Here is a 21505-nt window from a genome sequence, read left to right as displayed (position 1 = left end):
ATCAGATTCTGCCCTTTCACAGAGAGCTGCTCGTTCAAGGAGTCAATCCGTTCTTGAAGAGAGTCTCGCCGCAAGGGGCTGGCTTCCTGATACAACCGGGCCAGCTTCTGAAATCAAGAAGGGAAACGAGACGATTTCAAGAATACACGAGTAGCCGCATCACCGGGCAGGAGATTTCGCTGAATGAGTTGTCGAAGTCCCGCTTCATCGTCCACATCGGACCAGGGCGCCAAAAGGCGTGGCTCCAGGCCGCTTCGGAGCAAGGCCGCCCGGCATGCGGCAAGAACCTTCGACGTACTCCAGGGAATGGCGACAAAAAGTCCGGGGCGAAAAGTCCGCCGCGTCCACCCGAGCAAATAGAAGCCGCCGTCACGGGCCGGGCCGAGGACAACATCATGGCGGTCTAAAGCCCGGAACGCCTCGACCAGCAGGCTGCCGGGCAAATCCGGCAGGTCGCTTCCGATGAGCACCACCCGGTCGTGTCCCGCCTCGAAGGCCCGGGAAAAGGCATCGTCCATTCTCGCGCCGAGGTCAGGACCGACCTGAGGCTGGAACCAGCGCTCACTTCCCAGCCACTCCGCAAAATCCGTCCGATAGATCCAAGGATCGATGCTCAGCAGAGCATGCTCGTTCAGGGCGTCTACGGTGCATAAGACGTCCTGGACAAAACACCGGTACAAAGCAGCGGCATTCTCTTCTCCCAATGTCGCGACCAAACGGGTCTTCACCCGCCCGGGTCGCGGATACTTGATCATCACGACCAAGCAATCCGAGAGGGCGGTTGCTGAAAGGATCATGAGACCATGGAATCCGACCGATCACCGCCGGTCGGGGAAGGGTGTGCGCCTGAATTGACCGACTCAGCGGTGGGATAAAATCGCCGCAACCTCGCTGGAGACAGACCGCAATGATAAAATAGCCGAACTCCCCAGTTGCGTAGGGTGCAGCGCCAGACTCCTTCCTGTTCCCAGCGCCGGGCCGAAGTGAACGCGGCTTCACGAAGCAAAGCCACGGGCCACCCCTTGCATCGAACCCGAAACATCAGTTCCAGATCCTCCATCAAAGGGATGTCCGCGTATCCCCCCAGTTCCTCGAAGTGCGCGCGGCGCAGGAAAATGGCCTGATCCCCATATGGAATCCTGGTCATCCGAGTGCGCAGATTCGCCACTGCGGAAATCAAGCCCAGGGCCGCCCGGGGTGAGTCGATGGCCAGCTTGAAGGCCCCGCCCACAAGCCGGGAATCTCGGAGTGCCTGAAAAATGAGCGTATCCGCTCCGGTCGGCAGGCGGGTGTCCGCGTGCAGGAAAAGCAGCACGTCGCCGCGCGCCTGGGCGGCTCCGGCGTTCATCTGGCGGGCCCGCCCTGCATCCGAACCGATCCGGATCACGTTCCGGCCTTGCAGAGCGATCAGGGTTCGCCGTTCCGAATCGCCGTCTACGACCAGGATTTCCGCCGATTCATTCAGGGCGCGGGTGGTCAAATAATCCACCAAGGAGGTGATGCCCCGTTCCTCTCGAAAGACGGGGATGATCACGGACAGTCGAACGTTCACGGAATTATCCCCGAGGTCGTCCCTAGACTTCGGCGGGGGACGTCGTCGTTGCGGCCTTCTTCGTCCTGGGCGACGCCCGATCCGGCTTTCGCGACGAGGAATCCCGGGTGGCCAACTCTTCCAGTTTTTTGAGCCGGTCGTCCGCGAGGCGATACAGGCTGCCAACGGAGAAGGAACCGTTTTTCAGCCGACGCCCAGCCGGCAGTCCTGTCAGAATCTCCAAAGCCTCTTCGATGCAGCAGACCGGGTAGATATGGAATCGTCCTTCCTCCACGGCCTGGATTACGTCCTGTTTAAGCATCAGGTGGACCACGTTGTCTTCGGGCAGGATCACTCCCTGGCTTCCGGTCAGACCGCGACGGCGGCAGACCTCGAAAAAGCCCTCCACCTTGCGCGTCACTCCGCCCACGGCCATGATCGCCCCGGATTGACTGACCGCGCCGGTGAAAGCCAGTGCCAAGTTGTTCGGACAACCGGAGAGGGCCGAGATCAGAGCGGCCAGTTCCGCGCCCGAGGCGGAGTCGCCGTCCACCTGGGCGTAACTCTGTTCAAAACAGAGGCTGGCGGTCAGAACCACGGGCTTGTTCTGGGCAAAGAGCTTGAGCAGGTAGCTTTTGAGAATCATCATACCCTTGGTGTGGATCGGCCCGCCGAGTTCAGCTTCCCGCTCCAGGTCGATGATCCCGCCGTGTCCGACGCCGACGCTGCACGAAATCTGATGCGGCAGCCCCATCTCGTAGTCCCCCAGGAACGAGACGGACAGGCCGTTGGCTTGGCCCACGGCGCTGCCGGTGGTGGCCACCTTGATCAGCTGCCGGTCGTACTCGGACAAAAACTCCTCTTCGTACAGGTTGGCCCGGTAGTTACGGGCCTCCCAGGCCTCCTCCAGGGTCCGCCTGTCGACCATGGCGGCCTGACGCATTGATCCCATGGCCGAGGCCTCGATCATCAGCTCGCGGACGATGGGCAAACGCAGGGACAGCTTTTTTTGGTCCTCGGCCAGCCTGGAAGCGAAGTCCACCAGCCAGGCCAGGGCGTCTCGGTCGAAAGGCAGCAGTTCGTCCTCGCGAATCATCCGGCCCATGGTCTGAACATACTTGTGGATGGAATCCGCGTCGCGGGTCACCGTATCCTGGATCTGCCCCTTGATCTTGAACAGCTTGGGAAACCGATCGTCGTAAGCCAGAAGCAGGTCGTAAGCCTCGTCCGTGCCCACGAGGATTACCTTCACGTCCAAGGAGATGGGTTCCGGAGTGATAGTCTTGGTGCGGATCGTTTCGTGATGATCACCGGGGTCTTCGATGCGGATCTGCATGGAGCGCAGTGCCCGCAAAAGACCTTCCCAGGCTTGGGGATGTTGGAGAACGTCTTCAATGTGCAGGACTAGGAAACCGCCGTTGGCTCGATGCAAAGCCCCGGGCTTGAGCAGGGAAAAGTCGGTGAACAGGGCCCCCCATTCCGCCTCGCGCTCAATGCAGCCCAAGAGATTGAAGAACGTGGGGTTGTCCTCGACGATGATCGGCGCTCCATTCAACCGGCTGTTGTCCACGAACAGGTTGACCATGTACCGATCGAAAAAGCCCTCGTTGGAAGCCATGGCCTCCGGACCTCCGACTTGGGCCACCTGGTCCTTCGGCTTGAACTGATCCAGGTTGTCCAGCAGATCCCCGCGCAATGCTGTCAAAAAGGCATGGAGGCGTTCGTGCTCGACATGCTGGGCGATGAACGGTTCCAGCGCTTCCAGCAGTACCTGCTCCAGCACGTCTCGCTCCAAATTGCGTTCTGCGTCACGCAAATCCTGTTCACGGGCGTTGATCTGGCGTAGCAGGCCGAGCATCGCGTCCAAGGTTTGATCGCCTTCGTTGCGCAGCTTCAACCTCACCCCCGGTTCCAGCTTCTCCACGTCGCCGCTGTTCAAAACCTTCCCGTCCACGATGGGAAACAGGTTAACGTTGCCCTGCTCGTCGAAGGAGAGGTTGAACCCGTGCCCGTCGGCTTGCTCCTCCATCTGGAGAATCAATTCCTCCTTGGAGTTCTGAAACTGGCGGACCAGTTTTTCCTTTTGCCGTAAATACTGGTCCTGGCTGAAACGGTTTGGTACCTCGTCGCGTATGCGATGCACCACGGCGGCCAGCTCGGCCTTGAACGCCTTGGCCGCGCCGGAGGCCAGGGAGACAGCCAGAGGACGATCCGGATCCTCAAAATTGAAGACGTAGACCCAATCCGGCGGGGTCGGCCTTTGGGCGGCGCGCGGATTAAGGTAGTCTTGCACAAGGTACGTCCGTCCGAGTTGCGGCTCACCGACCACGAAAATATTGTATTCTTTTTTAGGGATGCTCAGCCCCAACTCCAGGGCGTGCAAGGCTCTGGGCTGCATGGGCGGAGCCGGATCCGCGCAGGGGATCTCGGTGCTGTCGACGTAGCCGATGTGCTCGGGGTCGAGCCGCGCGCGCAGGCTTTGGGAAGGTAATGCTTTAGGTATGGCCATGACGAATTTCGGTTTCCTCCAAACGATTCCAATGACTTCTGTTATTTTCAGGGAACACCCGCACTCCTCGGCGAGCGGTGGCGGACGGGGCGGCATTCGACCGTTCACCGCCTCGGCCACTGCGCCGTGTCGGGCAAGGAGGATTCCTATTCGCTTCCAGGAAACTTGTCATCCCGCCACGACGCCCGCAAGTGCAATCTTTTGAAAATCTAACGACACGAAGAAATGCCATCACGACGTCCGCCACGTTGTTTTTTTCGTCGACCTCGTTGACTTGCTCCGGAGCGCTGTGATAGACGCCGTGGGCATGTGAATGTTTGCACGAAGGGACAGAAGACAGAACGAACGAAATGAGTTCCCTTCCGAGGCAGTATCATATCGATACGCCCCGACTACGCCCAGAACACACGGCATTTACACCCAGAGAGCCAAACATTAAGATATGTTTTTTCGATCCAAGTCCAAGTACAAAGACCTGATGCAGCCGTTCTCCCAGGCCGGCCTTTTGGGCATCCACCTCGTCGCGTCGACGTTCGTGGGTGCGCTCATCGGATGGTACCTGGACAAATGGTTGGATACAAAGCCCACGCTTTTTTTGCTTTTCTTGGTTTTTGGAATCATCGCCGGCTTCAAGAATATGTACATGGAAACCAAGAAGATTCAGAGGGAATTGGACAAACAGGATGCGGCCGCTCGGCAGGATAAACCACAGGATTGAGACCTTTCTCGCGCGACGGGGTTTTTTGCTGCATGACGTGCGCACCCTGGTCCGCAACCAGATCTACCTGCTGGTTCTCGGATGCATCCTCGCTCTCGTTACCGGGTTGAGTTCATGGGCCATGGCCTTTGCAGCCGGTTGCGCATTGGTCACCATGAACTTTTGGTTTTTGGCCAAGAGTCTGCAATCCGTCGTGCATCGACAAGAGGGCGCGGTTGTCGTTTCCCTGGCTCAGTTTTATGGACGATTACTCCTCACCGGATTGGCCCTGTTCGGCCTGATCGCCTGGGGAGGGCTCCCCGTGCCGGCCCTGGTGGCAGGGTTGAGCACGGTGGTCGTGAATATTTTGTTCTGGGGCGTTTTCCGGTTTTACCGGCAAAAAGTGAAGGAGGCTTGACCAAATGGCTGGAGACATTCAATACGTTCTCATTCTGGAAGAGGGGCTGGAAGCCATCGGCGTCCACTTTCCTCACGAGTACATTCATATCGTGTACTCCTGGGCGATCATCGTCCTGCTGATTTTTCTGGGCTGGCTTGCCACCAGGAGGCTCACCCTCGTCCCGGGAAAAAGTCAAAACGTCTGGGAGGCGCTGATTGGCGGCATGGAGGATTTCGTCGTCCAGAACATGGGCGAGGCCGGCCGCAAGGTGTTTCCAGTGCTCTTCACCCTGTTCATCTACATCCTCTTCATGAACCTCTCCGGCCTGGTTCCCGGCGCGGACGCACCCACGGCCAACATCAACACCAACGTGGGCATGGCCATCTTCGTCTTCCTGTACTACAACTATTGGGGTTTCAAACTCCACGGCCTGCACTACATCAAGCACTTCACCGGTCCTTTCTGGTGGCTGGCGCCCATGATGCTGCCCATTGAAATCATCAGCCACCTGGCCCGCCCACTTTCACTCACGCTGCGACTTTTCGGAAACATCCGCGGCGAAGAAATCGTCATCGCCCTGATGTTCTTCCTGGCGCCGATCCTCGGCTCCCTGCCCATCTTCATGCTCTTCGTGTTGATGAAGACCATGCAGGCCTTCATCTTCTTCATGCTCTCCCTGATGTACCTCAAGGGAGCCTTTGAGGAAGCCCACTAAGCACCTTTCGGGGGAAATGGTCATTTGACCAACCACTATAACACTCTTCTTTTAAGGAGGACGTAGTCCAATGCGCAAACTGTTTTTGATCGCCCTGACCACCGTGGCCCTGATGGGTATGGCTTCCGTCGCCTTTGCCGCCGATGTCGATCCCGGCACCATCTCCATGATCGCCATTGCCACCGCCCTGGGTATGGCCATTGCCGCCTTCGGCTGCGGTATCGCTCAGGGTATGGGCCTGAAGGCGGCCTGCGAAGGTACCGCCCGCAACCCCGAAGCCAGCGGCAAGATCACCGTGACCCTGCTCTTGGGCATGGCCTTCATCGAGTCCCTGGCAATTTACGCCCTGGTCGTGAACCTGATCCTGCTGTTCGCCAACCCCTTCATCGGCTAACACGGCACATTTCTTCATTCGAAGATCAAAAAAGACCGCTCTCGGCAAGAGAGCGGTCTTTTTTGGCCGCAAACATGTTCATATTTTCACAACTCGTCACACACACCTGTGAAAAGCAAACACATCCCCAGGGCCACGATCCAGCGCCTGGCCGTGTATCTCCAGGTACTCGAAGCGCTGAACGACGAGGAGATCGAAGTCGTCTCCTCCGAGGCGCTTGCTCGCGCCTGCGACGTCAACCCGTCTCAAATCCGCAAAGACCTGGCCTACTTCGGAGAATTCGGCGTTCGCGGAGTTGGCTATTATGTCGCCAAGCTGATCCAGTCCATCAAGGTCTCTCTGGGCACTGACCGTATATGGCGTACCGCCCTGATCGGCGTCGGCAACCTTGGGCGTTCCCTACTTCGCTACAAAGGCTTTCCGAAGCGTGGATTCCAAATAGTAGCCGCCTTTGACTGCGATCCGTTCAAGATAGGGGAAACCATCGCCGATTTGGAAGTGATGTGTCCGCGACGCATGAAAGAAAATGTCAAGGACATGCGCATCGAGATTGGCATCATCACCACTCCCACGGATCGCGCCCAGCGCGCCGCCAACTACCTCGTGGAATCGAACATCCACTGTATTCTAAACTTTTCAGCGGCCCGCATTCATGTGCCGGACCATGTCTTCGTGGAATACGTCGACTTTTTCCACCACCTCTACGCCCTGACCTTCAAGCTGAACACCAGCGCCGTCCAACGGTTCGAGGCTTTTTCCAAAACTTGATGAAACCACTGGAACTCATTCACCCCAAAATTCAGTCCCTGGAAGCGTTTTGTAAACGCGCCCGCGTCCATCCACGCCCCCTCGTCTTCACCAACGGCTGTTTCGACATCCTGCACGCCGGCCATGTCCACCTGCTACGCCGTGCCCGCGCCCACGGCGACATGTTGGTCATCGGCCTGAACAGCGACGCGTCCATCACCAGACTGAAAGGTTCTTCGCGACCCGTCACACCGCTTGAGCAGCGCGCCTACGTCCTGGCCGGACTGGAGTGCGTGGACGCCGTGATCGCTTTTGAGGAGGACACTCCGCTGGAGTTGATCAAGGCCATTCAACCCGACGTGCTCATCAAGGGCGGCGATTGGACCAAGGATCGCATTGTCGGTGCGGCCGAGGTCGCTTCCTGGGGCGGCGAGGTTTTCAGCCTTGACCTGTTGCCGGGCTTTTCCACCACGGCCATCGTGGAACGTATTCTCCGCCTCGCCGCGCTCGACTGATCAACCTGGGACGTTCTCCCCCGGTTGGCAACAACGCGTGTTGACAGTTTCCCACCTTCCGGCCAAAAAAGACCTCTTCGTCTTACGCTGTCGCACGGCGCATCGCCGATTTATAAACGTCGACCCATCAGGAGACCCTTCCATGGATTATCGCATCAACCTGCCTGAAAAGGACATGCCCCGCCAGTGGTACAATGTCCTGCCCGACCTTTCCCCGCCCCTGGCTCCACCGCTTGACCCCGCTACCCAAAAACCCCTGGGGCCGGAGAAATTGGCCGCAATTTTCCCCATGTCCGTCATCGAGCAGGAGATGTCCTCTCAGCGCTGGATCGACATCCCGGAACCGGTCTGGGACATCTACCGTCTGTTCCGGCCCACGCCCCTGGTCCGAGCGCATCGCCTGGAAAAGGCCTTGGGAACCAAGGCTAAAATCTACTACAAAAACGAGTCCCTTTCCCCGGCCGGCTCTCACAAGCCGAACACGGCCATTGCCCAGGCCTACTACAACAAACTGGAAGGCGTGCGCCGTCTGACCACCGAAACCGGGGCCGGTCAGTGGGGCACGGCGTTGTCCTTTGCCTGCAAGATGTTCGGCCTGGAATGCACCGTGTACATGGTCCGCTGCAGCTACGAACAAAAGCCGTACCGGGGCGTACTGATCCGCTCCTATGGGGCCGAAGTCTTTCCCTCGCCTTCGGACAAGACCAATGCCGGTCGGGCCGTTTTGGCCGAAAACCCTGACTCCGGCGGCAGCCTGGGGCTGGCCATTTCCGAGGCCGTGGAGGATGCGGCCACCCATGACGACGCCAAGTACTCCCTGGGCAGCGTGCTCAACCACGTCCTGCTACACCAGACCATCACCGGCTTAGAGGTCCAGAAGCAACTGGCCTTGGCCGGAGAAAAGCCCGACGTGCTCGTGGGCTGCGTGGGAGGAGGCAGCAATTTCGGAGGGTTGGTTCTGCCCTTCGTGCCGGAGAAGATGCATGGCAAGGGCCCGCGCTTCGTGGCCGTGGAGCCCAAGGCCTGCCCGACCCTGACCAAGGGCGAGTTCCGCTACGACTACGGCGACATGGCCAAGATGACCCCGCTACTCAAGATGCACACTCTGGGATCGGGCTACTTTCCGCCGCCCATCCATGCCGGAGGCCTACGCTACCACGGCGACGCGCCCATCGTCTCTCACTTGGTGGACCAGGGCATGGTGGAGCCTCGCGCCTACTACCAGAACGACGTCTTCGAGGCGGCAAAGCTGTTCCTGCAGACCGAAGGATTCCTCCCCGCTCCCGAAACCTCCCACGCCATCAAGGCGGCAATGGACGTGGCCAAGGAAAGCGACCCAGGCACAGTGATCGTCTTCCTCTACTCCGGCCACGGTCTGCTTGACCTCGGAGCTTACGACGCCTTCAACCAGGGCAAGCTCAAGGACGACGAGTTCCCCGAGTGCGATCTGGAAAAAGCTTTAGCTTCGTGTCCGAAGATCAACGTGTGAGACTGAACGGATACAACCGCCACAGCTTGTCGTGAGTCACCAAGCCTGGAAATTTTGAAACTCAAGTTTTAAAATTTCCAGGCTTTTTTCAAACTCAACATTCAACCTCTCCATCTCCACCCCACCTCCAATTATGGTCGACGCCCTGTTGCACGCCAAGATGATCTTTTTAAGCATCGTCTTTGAATCCTTTCCCTTCATTCTCCTTGGGGCGTTGTTTTCCTCCCTGGTGCTGGTGCTCATTCCGGAACATTTTTTCCGCCGTTGGCTGCCGGAGAATCCCTGGTTATCCCTGCTCCCGGCGGTGCTGCTCAGCGCCCTGTTCCCCATCTGCGAGTGCGCCATCATTCCGGTTATCCGCAGTCTGGTGCGCAAGGGCATGCCTTTGGCCGCCGGGGCGGTTTTTCTGGTGGCCGCGCCGGTCCTCAATCCGGTGGTCGCGGCGTCCACTCTGTTCGCTTTTGGACTGAATCCGGACGTGCTTATTCTGCGCCTGGCCCTGTCGGCCGTAGCGGCTTTAATCGTCGGTTCCGTGGTCTGCCTGCTGCGCAAACGGCTGGAAGGGGATTTCCCCCGGGAACTGCCCATGGACCACGGCCATGCGCCCAAAAGTCTCCGGCGGGCCGCAACATGGCACGAGATCGCCCGGCACACCACGTCCGAATTCTTCACCGTGGGCTGCTACTTCATCCTCGGCGCGCTGATCGCCTCCCTGTTCCAGACTTTCCTGCATCAGGCAGTGCTTCTGGACATCGGTTCCGCGCCCTGGTCCTCCACCGTGGTGATGATGATCCTGGCCTATCTCTTGTCCTTGTGCTCAGCGGCGGACGCCTTCGTGGCGGCTTCCTTCGGCGCGGCTTTCACCCTGCCCTCGCTGCTGGCCTTTCTGGTCTTCGGCCCCATGCTGGACCTGAAGAACACGGCCATGCTCGTGGGCTATTTTCCGGCCCGGTTCGTGGCCGTGTTCATCCTCAGCGGAACCCTGACCGTTTTCCTGCTGGTCATGGGCTTGCATTTCCTGGGCGTCCAGTGAGATATTGCCCCGCATGACCAGCGAGAAGCACCGATCCCGCGACACCGCGCCCGAACCCTGCCCTTCCATGGAGAAGCCTGGACGCCCTTGGCTTTTCTTTGGGGCCGTTCAGGTCGTGCTGCTGCTGGGATTGGCCGCCCTGCAAACCGTCCTGCTCCTGAGCGAGGCCATCCATCTTTACCAGGCCCCCAAAATGCAGCCGTTCGTGATTTTTTCCACTGCGGCGTTTCTGGTGATGGCCCTGCACGGCTTGTGGACGTTGCTGATCCCGACTGCTGAGGCTGCGGCCCGGTGCGGGTGCAGCCACGAACACGAACCGTCTCAGGCCGGCAAGGTCGCCATGGCGGCCTTGTTCGGGCTGGTTTTGATCACCGGCTTTTTTCTGCCGCATCAGGCTCTGGACAGCCGGGTGGCGGAAAAGAAAGGTATTGCGCTAAGCCGTTCACCGGCTCCGAGTGTCTTTGGTCCGGAGCGGATTCCCGGCCTGCCTCCGGAAAACCACCTGTTCTTCCAGGAGGAAACACCCTGGGACAGCGGACAGGCCATGGATTTCGATTCGACGGGCTCGGATCTGGAAGAAGAACAGGCCAAACTGCGGGAGGAACTGGGCATCTGGTACGACCGCGAGATATACCAGGATCTGTCCGAAGAGCTGCTGGGCAGGGACGCGCTGCGCATCACCGGGGAGGTCTTTCTCGACTCCATGCTGATCATTTCCGCGTACCTAGATCGATTCCAGGGGCGTCGAGTGGAGTTTTCCGGGTTCGCTTTCCATGATGGCACCATGGCCGAAAACGAACTGGCCGTAGCTCGAATCGCCGTCACCTGCTGCCTGGCCGACGCCACGGTCTACGGCCTGCTGGTCCGGACCGACCCGCCGCTTCCGCCCAACGACTCCTGGGTGCGGATCCAAGGACGGATTTCCGCGATGCGGTTCATGGAAGAGGACATTCCGTTGATCCTGGCCGACCGCCTGGAAATCATCCCAGCCCCGGACCAGCCCTACGTCTACCCCCGCCTTTATTCCAGCTACGTTTTCGACGACGGAAGCTGAGCACATGTTCCGCATTCGTCGTGTTCAGGATGCCACATGGCCCGGTGACGCCCGGGTCATCGTTCAGGTCCAGGAAATTCTGCGCGAGCAGTTTCCGTTGCTTGCGCCCGAGGACGTGGCCAAGTTGCCGGAGCAATTGCTCAATCCGCTAAAGTATCGCTTCCGAACCATCCTCTTCGCCGCCGAGGGTTCGGGCAATCGGCTGAAGGGCTTTGCCTTGTTCATGCACGCCCCGGATCTGCGCTTTGGATACCTGGACTTCATGTCCGCGGCCACCATGCAAACCGGAGGGGGCGTGGGCGGGGCGCTGTACGCCAGGGTCCGGGAAGAGGCCAAGGCCTTGGAGCTGACGGGAGTGTTCTTCGAGTGCCTGCCCGATGATCCGGACTTGTGCGCCGCCCCCTCCACCTTGCGCCAAAACAAGGCCCGACTGCGTTTTTACGAGCGCTTCGGGGCCAGACCCATCGTCGGCACGGCCTATGAAACGCCGCTCAAGCCGGAGGACACTTGTCCGCCGTATCTTGTGGCCGACCTATTGGGCCGGAATAAACCGTTGCGCCGCCGGGACGCCCAAAAGGTCGCCAGGGCCGTCCTGGAACGTAAATACGCCGGAAGCTGTCCTCCGGGCTATGTGGAGATGGTCGTGGCCTCTTTTGAGGACGATCCGGTGCGCATTCGCGATCCGCGATACGTGGCGCCGGACGCGGACCGGTCGGCCGCACCGACGTGGCCGGGAGGGACCGTACTGCACCAGGACAAAAGCATCGCCCTGGTGGTCAATGACCGGCATGACATCCATCACGTCCATGAACGGGGATATGTGGAGGCACCGGTGCGGATCCGCTCCATTCTCAAGGCCATCGAGCCGCTGGGCCTGTTTCAGCGCATCAAGGTGCGCCATTTCGGCGAGGAGCATATCCTGGCCGTGCATGACCGGCAGCTTGTGGAGTACATCAGGCGGGCCTCCGCGCTGTTGAAGCCCGGCGAATCGGTCTATCCCTATGTTTTCCCGATCCGCAACAGCACCAAGCCGCCCAAGGAATTGCCGGTCCGGGCCGGATACTTCTGCATCGACACCTTCACGCCTATCAACCACAACGCTTTTCTGGCAGCCAAGCGGGCCGTGGACTGCGCCCTCACGGCGGCCCAGGCCCTGCGCGAAGGCTACCGCGCCGCCTATGCCCTGGTGCGACCTCCGGGACATCACGCGGAGCGTCGTGTTTTCGGAGGGTTCTGCTATTTCAATTCCGCCGCCGCGGCCGCTCAGAGCCTGAGCCGACACGGCCGGGTGGCGGTACTGGACATCGACTTTCATCACGGCAACGGCACCCAGGACATCTTCGCTCGTCGCCCGGACGTGCTCACCCTCTCCCTGCACGGCCATCCCCGCTTCGCGTATCCGTATTTCAGCGGATATGAGGAAGAAAAAGGAGAGGGGCCAGGCGAGGGGTTCAACCTGAACATCGCCCTGCCGGAAACCCTCGACGGCGAGGGGTACCGGCAGGCGTTGACCAAGGCTCTTCGCCGGATCACCAAGTTCGCGCCCCGGACCCTGGTGGTGGCTTTGGGACTGGACCCGGCCAAGGGCGATCCCACCGGCACCTGGGGGCTGACCGCCAGGGACTTCGAGCGCAACGGACGGATGATCGGCGAACTGCGCCTGCCGACCCTGGTGGTCCAGGAGGGCGGCTACCGCATCCGCTCCCTGGGAACCAACGCCAAGCACTTTTTCGTCGGTCTGGCCGCCGGGCTCTTTAGTCGATAGCCCCCTCCCGACCTTTCCTCACGAACGATCCACGACAAAGCGTCAATCCGCCTCATCCCGCTCCCCCCAGGTCAGCTCGGCCTGAAAGACCTGTTGCTCTTCCGCCCCGCGCCGTCCGAGGACGACCATTCGATCCGCATTCGATTTTTCCGTGCGTCCATGGATGGAAACGGCGTCGCCAAGCAGGGTCTCGGCCAGATAGTCGATGCGGATGGAGCGGACTTGGCGGCGTTCGTGGTGCTCTTGACCAAAACTGTCCAGTATCCAGCGCACGTAGGCCGCGTTGTTGACGTGCCGGTTCACGTCCAGGTCGCTGTACGGCACGGTGACGGGACGCAGTTTCCGCGTTTCTTGGGCGACATCTTGCTTTTCGAGAATGTCGCCCTCCACGTCCAGCTCGTCGGGCAAGACCATGTGCTCCAGAAACGGACCGGGACGGACCGGTCGATGCTTCGCCGCGTCCAGGATCACCCAGGCCGAGATGCCGGAACCGAATTCCTCGCCGCCCGGGTCCAGCAGGCGAAAATGGCGCAGCGCGAAAAGCCGACGCACCCCCTGGGGCCAGGTGCGGACCACGAACTCCCGGCCCCAGGCCGGATACCGCCGGACGCGCATCCAGCAGCGAGAAAGCACCCAGAAACATCCTTGCGCGTCCAAATGTTCCCGGCCCACGCCGAGATCCCGGGCGTGATGCCCGGCGGCCTCCTGAAAACAACCGAACAGGGCATCCAGGCGGGCCAGGCCGAACATGTCCGCCTCGCTGGTCCGTACCCTGAAGGATTCCGTCCAAACCGACCGGCTCATTTGGCCTCTGCCTGAGTTTGCTTCTGGGCGAGAATGTCCTGCAAAGCTCCTTCCAGCATCCCGAATCGAAAAGTAAATCCGGCGTCAGTCAGGGCCTTGGGCACGATTTTCGACCCTTGCAGCACGACCTGGGCGACCTCTCCCAGGGCCAATTTGACGGCAAACGTCGGGACCGGAAAAATCGTCGGCCGACGCAGCAGCCCTCCCAGGGCCCGGGTGAAATACGTATTCGTGGCGGCCTGAGGCGCGCAGCAGTTCACCGGGCCGTCCAGCTCCGCGTGCAGGGACATGAACTCCAAGGCCCGGCACAGATCAAGCACGTGAATCCACGGAAACCACTGCTCTCCGCTGCCCAGGCGTCCGCCCAGGCCCTTGCGAAAGATCGGAAGCAGCTGGGCCATGGCCCCGCCGTCCGGTCCCAGCACGGTCCCGAATCGGGCAATGACCACCCGGACCCCAAACCCGCGGGCCTTTTCCGCTTCCTCTTGCCATGCCTGGGTCACTTCGGCCAGAAAGCCCGCGCCCCGAGGGCCGTCCTCGGCAAATACGGCATTGCGATCCAGCGGGTAGTATCCCACGGCGTTGGCGTTGATCAGGACCTTGCCCTTGCCCTGATCTCCGGCCAGGGTCTGCACGGCCATGCGCGTGGACTGAACCCTGGATTCCAGGATCTCCTTTTTGGTCACCTCGTTCCAGCGGGTCATAATCGACCGGCCGACCAGGTTGATCACCACGTCGGCCCGGCCCGCCCGGTCCTGCCACTCTCCAGGGCGCATGGGATCGCCGATGACGGTCCGGCATCCGGAAGGAATTCGCTCCAAACTTTTCGCACTTCGTCCCAGGACTTCCACGTCATGGCCTTGTTGCACCAACCAGTCAATCAAATGCTTGCCGACGAAACCGGTCCCGCCCAGAATAAAAAAGCGCATGAATCCTCCAGTATCTGTTGATTTCTGATTACGCGACGTCCGGCTTCGCCGGGACATGGGGAATGCCTTCGTGGGCCAGCAGGTATCGTTTCATATCCAGGCCGGGACCAAAGCCAGTCAATTGACCGGAGCGCCCCAGCACCCTGTGGCAGGGAAACACCAAGGGCCACGGGTTGCGGGCCATGACCCGCCCTACGGCCCTGGCGGCCTTGGGATGTCCGCACTCCGCCGCCAATCGTCCGTAACTGAGCCAGGCTCCGGTCGGCACGGCGCGCAAGCGCCGCAAAATCTTCCAGGCGAAATCGCTCAAACCGTCTCCGGCCAGTGCAACCTCCGGCCAAGCCGGCTCCTCCTTGGACAGGTAGCGCGCCAGACTGTCTCGGAACGGCTCGGCCCAGGGGGTGATCAAGGCGGATTGCCGCCCGGCCGCCGACCTTTCCGACCATTCCAGGGATATGGATGCCAGGCGGTCTCCCCGCCACGTCAGACTGAGAAAAAGCGGATCGACCCGGATGAGGTCGCATGTTGGCATGATGGCTTCTCCTTGCCGTAAAAAGTCTCGCCCGTCATGAATACGGGAAGTTCCGACCTTGCCGCGCGTCCTCAGCTTCCATGCGTCGCCGCAGCGTATCCAGCACGTCCCGCTTGTCCCGGGCCCACCGCGGCGCCAGCAGTTCGTCGGGCAAAGGGTCCGCGTTCAGGCGATGCACGATAATGTCCGATCTGAGCAGCTCCAGCCCCGCGATCACGGCTCGGACATAAGCATCCTTGGTCGGCGGGACGTAGCCGCCGCTTCGCCAGATCGGTTCCAGGGGACTGCCTTTGGCCACGAAGAGATTGTGGAACTTGATCCCCGTGACGGGCAGTCGATTCACCTGGTTGATGGTTTCCAGAAAGTCGGCGTCGCTTTCGCCGGGCAGCCCATGCATGATGTGGGCGCAGACAAAAAGCCCCCGGGCATGGGCCCGGTCCACGCACCGGGCGAAACAGGCGAAGTCGTGACCACGATTGATGCGCTGCAAGGTTCGATCATTGGCGGATTGCAGCCCGATATCCAGCCAGACTTCGGCAAAGCCACAGTCCGCGATGCACCGCAGTTTTTCCTCGTCCAGACAATCCGGACGAGTTCCCAGGCCGATCAGACGAACTCCGGGCAGGCCGGCCAACTCGCCCATCAACCGCCGGACCCGGCTCAATGGACCGTAGGTGTTGGAAAAGGATTGCAGATAAGCCCAAAAAGCGTCCGTCTTATATTTTCGCCCTAAGCGCCGGGTCAAGAAAATCCATTGCTCGCTCAGGGACAGTCCGCTATCAAACAGGCCGGTGCCCGACCCAGACGGGTTGCAGAACACACAGCCGCTTCGGGAAAGAAGCCCATCTCGATTCGGGCAGGTGGAACCGGCGTCCAGGGGAATTTTCCGCACTCGGACGCCGTATTTTGACCGTAAATAAACGGAAAGGGAGTTAAAACGGAAGGGCGACACGTTAGGATCGATTTGGGAAGACTTCGCGGGGAAAGCGCGAAGGCGACTCGCCGCCTTGCTTGCACCCACCATATTTGCTAGATTCTCGGACTTTGCGCGCTCGTCGCTATATCATCCTATCTTATCCCCAAGCGAGGGTCTATGTCGAGAATTCTGGATATCCTGCTGGGCCCGTTTTCCAGCGATTTGGCGATTGATTTGGGCACCGCCAATACCTGCGTCTACGTCAAGGGCAAGGGCATCGTGCTGCGTGAACCTTCCGTGGTCGCCGTGAAGAAGGACAACCGCGGCCAGAACAAGGTCTTGGCCGTGGGCGCCGAGGCCAAGCGGATGCTTGGCAGAACTCCCGGCAACATCGAAGCCATCCGGCCCATGAAGGACGGTGTCATCGCGGACTTCGAGATCACGGAGGCCATGCTCCGACACTTCATTTCCAAGGTCCACAACCGTCGTCATTTGGTGCGGCCGCGGATCATTATCTGCGTGCCCACGGGCATCACCCAGGTGGAGAAGCGAGCCGTGCGCGAGTCCGCGCAAAGCGCCGGGGCGCGGGAAGTCTACCTGATCGAGGAGCCAATGGCGGCGGCCATCGGCGCCAACCTGCCCGTCACCGAGCCGACTTCCAATATGGTCGTGGACATCGGCGGCGGCACCACCGAAGTGGCCGTCATTTCTCTCTCCGGCGTTGTTTACAGCAAGTCCGTGCGTATGGGCGGGGACAAGATGGACGAGTCCATCATGCAGCACCTGAAACGCAAATATAACATGCTCATCGGAGAGAGTTCCGCGGAGAAGATCAAGATGCAGCTCGGTTCGGCCTTTCCACTTGAAAAGGAAGAAGAGATGGAGGTCAAGGGACGGGATCTGGTCACGGGCATTCCCCAGAATATTCTGATCACGTCCGAGGAGGTCCGCAAGGCCTTGGCCGACCAGGTGGACGTCATCGTCCAGGCGGTGCGCATCGCCCTGGAGCAGACCCCTCCCGAGCTTGCCGCGGACATCGTCGACCGCGGCATTGTTTTGACTGGAGGCGGCGCCCTGCTCCGCGGGTTGGACAACCTGCTGCGCGAGGAGACTTCTCTGCCCATCACCGTCGTCGACGATCCGCTTTCCGCAGTGGTTCTGGGCTCCGGCAAGGCACTGGACAGCCTGGACATTTTACGAGAGGTAACCATCGATTAGCCTTTTCCCCGTCCGCTCCAAGCGATTCATAGCTTTTTTGCTCCTGCTCACCTTTCTGCTTCTGAGCATTTACACCTGGAACTGGCGTACCGGCGTCCTGGACGGGATCACGGGAAATACCGGCCTGGAAATCGTGGCCTGGGTTTCGTTTCCTCTGCGATGGACCAGGGAACAGGTTCGTTCCACTTGGGATTCCTACGTCAACCTGGGAGAGGTGCGCCAGGAGAATGAACGGCTGTGGGCCAAGGTCACCGATCTTTATCTGCAATTGTCCCGGTTGCATGAGGAGGCCGCCGAGGTCAACCGCCTGCGAAACCTGCACGATTTCCAGCCGCCCGAGGACTGGACTCTGGAAGGCGGACGGGTAGTGGCCGCACGATTCGGACCGCACGCAGTGGTGGAATCCTTGCTGGTGGACAAGGGAACCCGGGTCGGTGTCGCCGAAAACACTCCCGTGATCACCCCCCTGGGAGTCGTGGGGCGGGTGCTGCGCGGCTCCCCTACCTTTTCCAACGTGCTCTTGATCACCGATCCCAACAGCAAGGTGGCGATCATGGGCCGTGACCACCGCACGCAAGGCATCCTGGTGGGCAATGGGCCGCAACGAGAACTGCAAATGCAATACGTCCCGTTGAACGACCTGCTGCGGGAGGGCGAAATCCTCGTCACCTCCGGCATGGACGGCATTTTTCCCAAAGGACTGCCCGTGGCCCGGGTCCAGCGCATCGAACGGCCCAGCACCTCGCTGTTCCAAGTAGTGGAGGCCGCGCCCCTCGTCGACTTGCGCAACCTGGAGGAAGTATTCCTGGTGCTGAACCTTACCCCGGTCATCGAAGAATAGACGTGCTTTCCGTCATCGGCGTGACCCCGATACGCGTTTTTTGGGTCGTCTTCTTCGTTTTGGCGGTTTGGCTCCAACTATTTTTCCCCGGAACGGACTTCTTCGTGCCCGGCATCATTCTCTGCCTGCAGCGTGAACGATTCGGCCATGTCCTCGCGCTGATCCTTCCGGCGCTTCTAATCCAGGAAGGCTCCGGGGCCCTGGTGTTCGGAGCAGGGGTCTTGCGCTACGGAGGCCTCGTCGGGATGTTCCTGGTCGGACGCGGTCTGTTCGAAGCCCGCAGTCCGGTCTTCATCCTGCTGTTGGCCGCCACCTTCGCCCTCGCGCAAGTGATTATCCTGCATACCATGGCTGGCCTTCAGTCCCTGAACATCCAAGGACAGCGCCTGTTCTTGGAAAGTTTGACCATGTTCGCGACGATCATACTTGGTTGGTGGCTTCTAGACGCCGTTTACCGCTTCATCTCCCGCCATGCATCTCAATCGTGACGCCGAATCTCAGCAGTCTCCGAAGAACGGCCTGCTGTTTCTCCAGCTGCTGGTGCTGGGAATATTCATCGTCTTCACCCTGCGTTTCTGGTATCTGCAACTGCATCGAGGCCAGGAGTTCTCGGACCGGGCCGAAAACAACCGCATCCGTCAGCAGCAGGTTTACGCTCCCCGGGGCCTGATCAGGGATCGCAACGGTGTGTTGTTGGCCGTTAACGAACCGGCTTACGCCCTGGCCATCGTTCGCGAAGACTCCCGGGACATCCCCGCCGCCCTCCAACGGATCAGCGACTGGCTGAATATGGACCACGACCTTCTCCAGGAAACCTTCGAAAAGGGACGCCCGAGAATCCGACGGTTTGAGCCGCAAATCCTCGTACATTCTCTGACCTTCGAGCAACTGGCCATCATCGAAGCCAACACCATGACCTGGCCGGAACTGAAGATCGTCACCAAGCCGAGACGGTTTTATCCCCAGGGCCCATTGCTGGCCCACGTCATCGGATACGTAGCCGAGGCCAACGAGCAGGAAATGAACGCCGATCCAGGCCTGACCCTGGGCGACAGCGTCGGTAAGAAGGGGATCGAATTCACCATGGAATCGGCCATGCGCGGACGCAAGGGGGCTCGCCAAGTGGACGTGGACGCCGCCGGACGTCAGTTGGGGACCACGATGCTGGTCCCTCCTGAAGCCGGAGGCGATGTTCGGCTGAGCATCGACCTGGAATTGCAGGAATTCGTCGACCAAGCCTTGGCCGAGCATGTCGGCTCCGTGATCGTCATGGAAGCCGATACCGGCCAGGTACTGGCCCTGGTCAGCAAACCGGCCTTTGACAACAACCTGTTCGTCTCCGGCCTGAGCCACGCGGACTGGGCACTGCTCCGGGACAACCCCGCCCATCCTTTGCAGAACCGGGCCATCCAGAGCGCGTACCCCCCGGGTTCGGTCTTCAAGCTGGTTATCGCCGGGGCCGCGCTGACACACCGCATCGCCGCGACCACGGACCGCGTCTTCTGCTCTGGCGGGCTCCGGCTGGGCAACCGCTTGTTCCGCTGCTGGGAACGACGCGGACACGGCTGGATGGACATGACTCAGGGCTTGGTCCAATCCTGCGACGTTTACTTCTACACCCTCGGGGACAAACTCGGCGTGGACCGGATGCACCCCCATGCCGTGGAAAGCGGATTCGGCGTGCGCACCGGCATCGACCTGCCCCACGAGTCCATGGGCTTGGTTCCCAGCCGCGATTGGAAGCGCCGCCGTTTCAACGAACCTTGGCACGGGGGAGAAAACCTGAATATGTCCATCGGGCAAGGCTACATGTTGACCACGCCGCTGCAGGTGGCCAGATACACCGCGGCCCTGATCAACGGCGGCAGACTGCTCAAGCCTCAGCTCCTTGCCGACGTGCCTCCGGAAATCCTGGGAGAGCTGCCCTTGCAGGCCGGGCATCGGGAATTCCTTGTGCAGACCATGGTCAACACCGTCGAGGGGTCGCGAGGCACGGCGCGACGGATCGCCAAGCCCGGCGTGCGCCTCGGGGCCAAGACCGGAACGGCCCAGGTGGTTCGGTTGATGAGCGAATTCGAACGAGCCGATCTCAAGGACATTCCGTACCACTTTCGCGACCACGCCTGGATGAATTCCTTCGGCCAAAGGGACGGACGCAGTTACGTCATCGCGGCCATGGTCGAACACGGCGGAGGCGGCGGTTCCACCGCCGGACCGATCATCAAGTCCATTTACGACTACCTGTTCCCTGACCCCCCAGCCCCCCAAGAAACGGACGAAGCCCGTGACTCTGATTGATCGCCGCTTGATCACCCACTTCGACTGGGCCTTGGCTGGCTTCGCCATAGCCCTGTTCGCCATGGGAGTCGTCAACCTCTACTCCGCCAGTGGGTTCCGGATGGAGGAGGGCCTCACCTTGACCTCCTTTTATCGAAAGCAACTCTACTGGGGCATGATCGGCCTGGGCGGAATGATCGCCTTCCTGGTCTTTGATTATCGCCACTTGCGGATGCTGGCCTGGCCGTTGTTCGTGGCCACCGTACTCGCCCTGGTCGCTACCCTGCTCTGGGGCAAAACCATCATGGGGGCTCGGCGCTGGCTGGATCTGGGCCTGTTCAACTTCCAATCCAGTGAATTCGCCAAAATTTCTCTCCTGATCCTCGCCGCCAAGCTGCTTTCCCGTGACCAGGGCAAGCTTGGCTGGAGCCAGCTTCTGATTCTCGGCGCCATCGGCCTTGTTCCGGCGCTCCTGGTGGTCAAACAACCGGACCTCGGCTCGTCCGTTACCCTGCTGCTGATCCTGGGCGGCATGGCCATGTTCCGCGGGATCCGCGGCTCGGTACTCAAAATGGTGGTCCTACTCGTTCCGGCGGCCCTTCCCCTGGGCTGGCACTTCCTGCACGACTACCAGCGCCAGCGCATTCTCGGCTTTCTCGACCCAGGCAATGATCCACTGGGCGCCGGATACCATATTATCCAATCGCAGATCGCGGTGGGCTCCGGGCAGCTCTGGGGCCGGGGCTTTCTGGAGGGAACCCAGAGTCAATTGCGATTTTTGCCGGAAAAGCATACTGACTTCGCATTAGCCGTGTTTGGGGAGGAATGGGGTTTTATCGGCTGTCTGGTCCTCTTGATTCTGATTTCCCTATTCCTATTGAGCATCATCCGAACCGCGGCCGAAGCCAAGGACGGTTTCGGCTGCTATCTGGCCGTGGGTATTTTCTTCTACTTTTTCTGGCAAATACTCATCAACATAGGCATGGTGCTGGGATTGATGCCCGTGGTGGGCATCCCCCTTCCGCTGATCAGCTACGGAGGCACGTCGACCATGACCAGCTTCTGTTTGATCGGTCTCGTGCTCAACATTTCCATGCGCCGCTTTTTTTTCAAAAAATAATCAACCCGGAGAGCATCAA

Annotated in this window: 22 protein-coding genes; 15 read left to right on the top strand and 7 right to left on the bottom strand. The window is 60.3% G+C overall.

Going from position 1 to position 21505, the window contains the following annotated elements; genetic code table 11:
- Positions 1 to 113: 113 nt before the first annotated feature.
- From C6366_RS05415 to C6366_RS05405, 3 genes are read right to left on the bottom strand one after another with little or no spacing between them, the layout of a single operon-like run.
- On the bottom strand, positions 114 to 797 hold the full coding sequence (locus tag C6366_RS05415; protein ID WP_107736328.1) for a TIGR04282 family arsenosugar biosynthesis glycosyltransferase: 684 nt from the start codon (positions 795 to 797) through the stop codon (positions 114 to 116).
- Positions 794 to 1552, bottom strand: coding sequence for a TIGR04283 family arsenosugar biosynthesis glycosyltransferase (locus C6366_RS05410; protein WP_199221435.1), 759 nt, complete (start codon positions 1550 to 1552; stop codon positions 794 to 796). Before C6366_RS05410 ends, C6366_RS05415 begins: the two co-directional genes overlap by 4 nt.
- A 22-nt stretch (positions 1553 to 1574) precedes the next feature.
- Positions 1575 to 4040, bottom strand: a complete 2466-nt coding sequence (locus C6366_RS05405) for a Lon protease family protein (protein ID WP_107736327.1) — start codon at positions 4038 to 4040, stop codon at positions 1575 to 1577.
- Positions 4041 to 4482: 442 nt separating this feature from the next.
- Between C6366_RS05405 and C6366_RS05400 the strand changes: the two genes are divergently transcribed.
- The 10 genes from C6366_RS05400 (at position 4483) to C6366_RS05355 (ending at position 12849) form a co-directional block, all read left to right on the top strand.
- Positions 4483 to 4758 (top strand): AtpZ/AtpI family protein, encoded by a 276-nt coding sequence (locus C6366_RS05400; RefSeq protein ID WP_233248400.1) that lies wholly within the window; start codon positions 4483 to 4485, stop codon positions 4756 to 4758.
- A gap of 25 nt (positions 4759 to 4783) precedes the next feature.
- Complete coding sequence (locus C6366_RS05395) at positions 4784 to 5155, top strand: ATP synthase subunit I (protein ID WP_233248399.1); 372 nt, start codon at positions 4784 to 4786, stop codon at positions 5153 to 5155.
- A 4-nt stretch (positions 5156 to 5159) separates the two neighbouring features.
- Positions 5160 to 5852, top strand: a complete 693-nt coding sequence (atpB, locus tag C6366_RS05390) for a F0F1 ATP synthase subunit A (protein WP_107736325.1) — start codon at positions 5160 to 5162, stop codon at positions 5850 to 5852.
- Positions 5853 to 5922: 70 nt separating this feature from the next.
- The gene (atpE, locus tag C6366_RS05385; RefSeq protein WP_107736324.1) at positions 5923 to 6246 is read left to right on the top strand and encodes an ATP synthase F0 subunit C; all 324 of its coding nucleotides are present in this window, start codon (positions 5923 to 5925) and stop codon (positions 6244 to 6246) included.
- 108 nt (positions 6247 to 6354) lie between these two features.
- Positions 6355 to 7014 carry a redox-sensing transcriptional repressor Rex gene (locus C6366_RS05380; protein ID WP_107736323.1) on the top strand — a complete coding sequence of 220 codons (660 nt, stop codon included), beginning with the start codon at positions 6355 to 6357 and terminating at the stop codon, positions 7012 to 7014.
- Positions 7014 to 7508, top strand: coding sequence for a D-glycero-beta-D-manno-heptose 1-phosphate adenylyltransferase (rfaE2, locus tag C6366_RS05375; protein ID WP_107736322.1), 495 nt, complete (start codon positions 7014 to 7016; stop codon positions 7506 to 7508). Before C6366_RS05380 ends, rfaE2 begins: the two co-directional genes overlap by 1 nt.
- Before the next feature lie 142 nt (positions 7509 to 7650).
- Positions 7651 to 8997, top strand: coding sequence for a TrpB-like pyridoxal phosphate-dependent enzyme (locus tag C6366_RS05370; protein WP_107736321.1), 1347 nt, complete (start codon positions 7651 to 7653; stop codon positions 8995 to 8997).
- 133 nt (positions 8998 to 9130) lie between these two features.
- Positions 9131 to 10030, top strand: a complete 900-nt coding sequence (locus C6366_RS05365; RefSeq protein WP_107736320.1) for a permease — start codon at positions 9131 to 9133, stop codon at positions 10028 to 10030.
- Positions 10031 to 10043: 13 nt separating this feature from the next.
- A complete protein-coding gene (locus C6366_RS05360) occupies positions 10044 to 11084 on the top strand; it encodes a TIGR03943 family protein (RefSeq protein ID WP_107736319.1) in 1041 nt (346 codons plus the stop codon).
- A gap of 4 nt (positions 11085 to 11088) precedes the next feature.
- Positions 11089 to 12849: a histone deacetylase family protein gene (locus C6366_RS05355; protein ID WP_107736318.1), complete on the top strand. Its 1761-nt coding sequence runs from the start codon at positions 11089 to 11091 to the stop codon at positions 12847 to 12849.
- Positions 12850 to 12891: 42 nt separating this feature from the next.
- On the opposite strand, the gene C6366_RS05350 is transcribed toward C6366_RS05355, so the two are convergent.
- From C6366_RS05350 to C6366_RS05335, 4 genes are read right to left on the bottom strand one after another with little or no spacing between them, the layout of a single operon-like run.
- The gene (locus C6366_RS05350; RefSeq protein WP_107736317.1) at positions 12892 to 13653 is read right to left on the bottom strand and encodes an acyl-[acyl-carrier-protein] thioesterase; all 762 of its coding nucleotides are present in this window, start codon (positions 13651 to 13653) and stop codon (positions 12892 to 12894) included.
- The gene (locus C6366_RS05345) at positions 13650 to 14582 is read right to left on the bottom strand and encodes a TIGR01777 family oxidoreductase (protein ID WP_158269661.1); all 933 of its coding nucleotides are present in this window, start codon (positions 14580 to 14582) and stop codon (positions 13650 to 13652) included. Before C6366_RS05345 ends, C6366_RS05350 begins: the two co-directional genes overlap by 4 nt.
- A 28-nt stretch (positions 14583 to 14610) precedes the next feature.
- The gene (locus tag C6366_RS05340) at positions 14611 to 15114 is read right to left on the bottom strand and encodes a methylated-DNA--[protein]-cysteine S-methyltransferase (protein WP_107736315.1); all 504 of its coding nucleotides are present in this window, start codon (positions 15112 to 15114) and stop codon (positions 14611 to 14613) included.
- A 34-nt stretch (positions 15115 to 15148) separates the two neighbouring features.
- On the bottom strand, positions 15149 to 16066 hold the full coding sequence (locus tag C6366_RS05335; protein ID WP_255412084.1) for a TIGR01212 family radical SAM protein: 918 nt from the start codon (positions 16064 to 16066) through the stop codon (positions 15149 to 15151).
- A 141-nt stretch (positions 16067 to 16207) separates the two neighbouring features.
- Here C6366_RS05335 and C6366_RS05330 point away from each other — a divergent pair, with 141 nt between their 5' ends.
- The 5 genes from C6366_RS05330 to rodA are packed head-to-tail and all read left to right on the top strand — an operon-like array spanning position 16208 to position 21486.
- Positions 16208 to 17248 (top strand): rod shape-determining protein, encoded by a 1041-nt coding sequence (locus tag C6366_RS05330; protein ID WP_107736313.1) that lies wholly within the window; start codon positions 16208 to 16210, stop codon positions 17246 to 17248.
- Between the two features lie 37 nt (positions 17249 to 17285).
- Entirely contained in the window at positions 17286 to 18089 is an 804-nt protein-coding gene (gene mreC / locus C6366_RS05325) for a rod shape-determining protein MreC (protein WP_158269660.1), read from the top strand.
- A 2-nt stretch (positions 18090 to 18091) separates the two neighbouring features.
- The gene (locus tag C6366_RS05320; protein WP_107736311.1) at positions 18092 to 18577 is read left to right on the top strand and encodes a hypothetical protein; all 486 of its coding nucleotides are present in this window, start codon (positions 18092 to 18094) and stop codon (positions 18575 to 18577) included.
- Complete coding sequence (gene mrdA, locus C6366_RS05315; RefSeq protein ID WP_107736310.1) at positions 18561 to 20387, top strand: penicillin-binding protein 2; 1827 nt, start codon at positions 18561 to 18563, stop codon at positions 20385 to 20387. The genes C6366_RS05320 and mrdA overlap by 17 nt, the downstream gene beginning before the upstream one ends.
- A complete protein-coding gene (gene rodA / locus C6366_RS05310; protein WP_107736309.1) occupies positions 20374 to 21486 on the top strand; it encodes a rod shape-determining protein RodA in 1113 nt (370 codons plus the stop codon). Before mrdA ends, rodA begins: the two co-directional genes overlap by 14 nt.
- The last annotated feature ends 19 nt before the right edge of the window (positions 21487 to 21505 follow it).

Source organism: Desulfonatronum sp. SC1, assembly GCF_003046795.1.
GTDB lineage: Bacteria > Desulfobacterota > Desulfovibrionia > Desulfovibrionales > Desulfonatronaceae > Desulfonatronum.
This window is presented reverse-complemented; position numbering and strand designations above follow the sequence as displayed.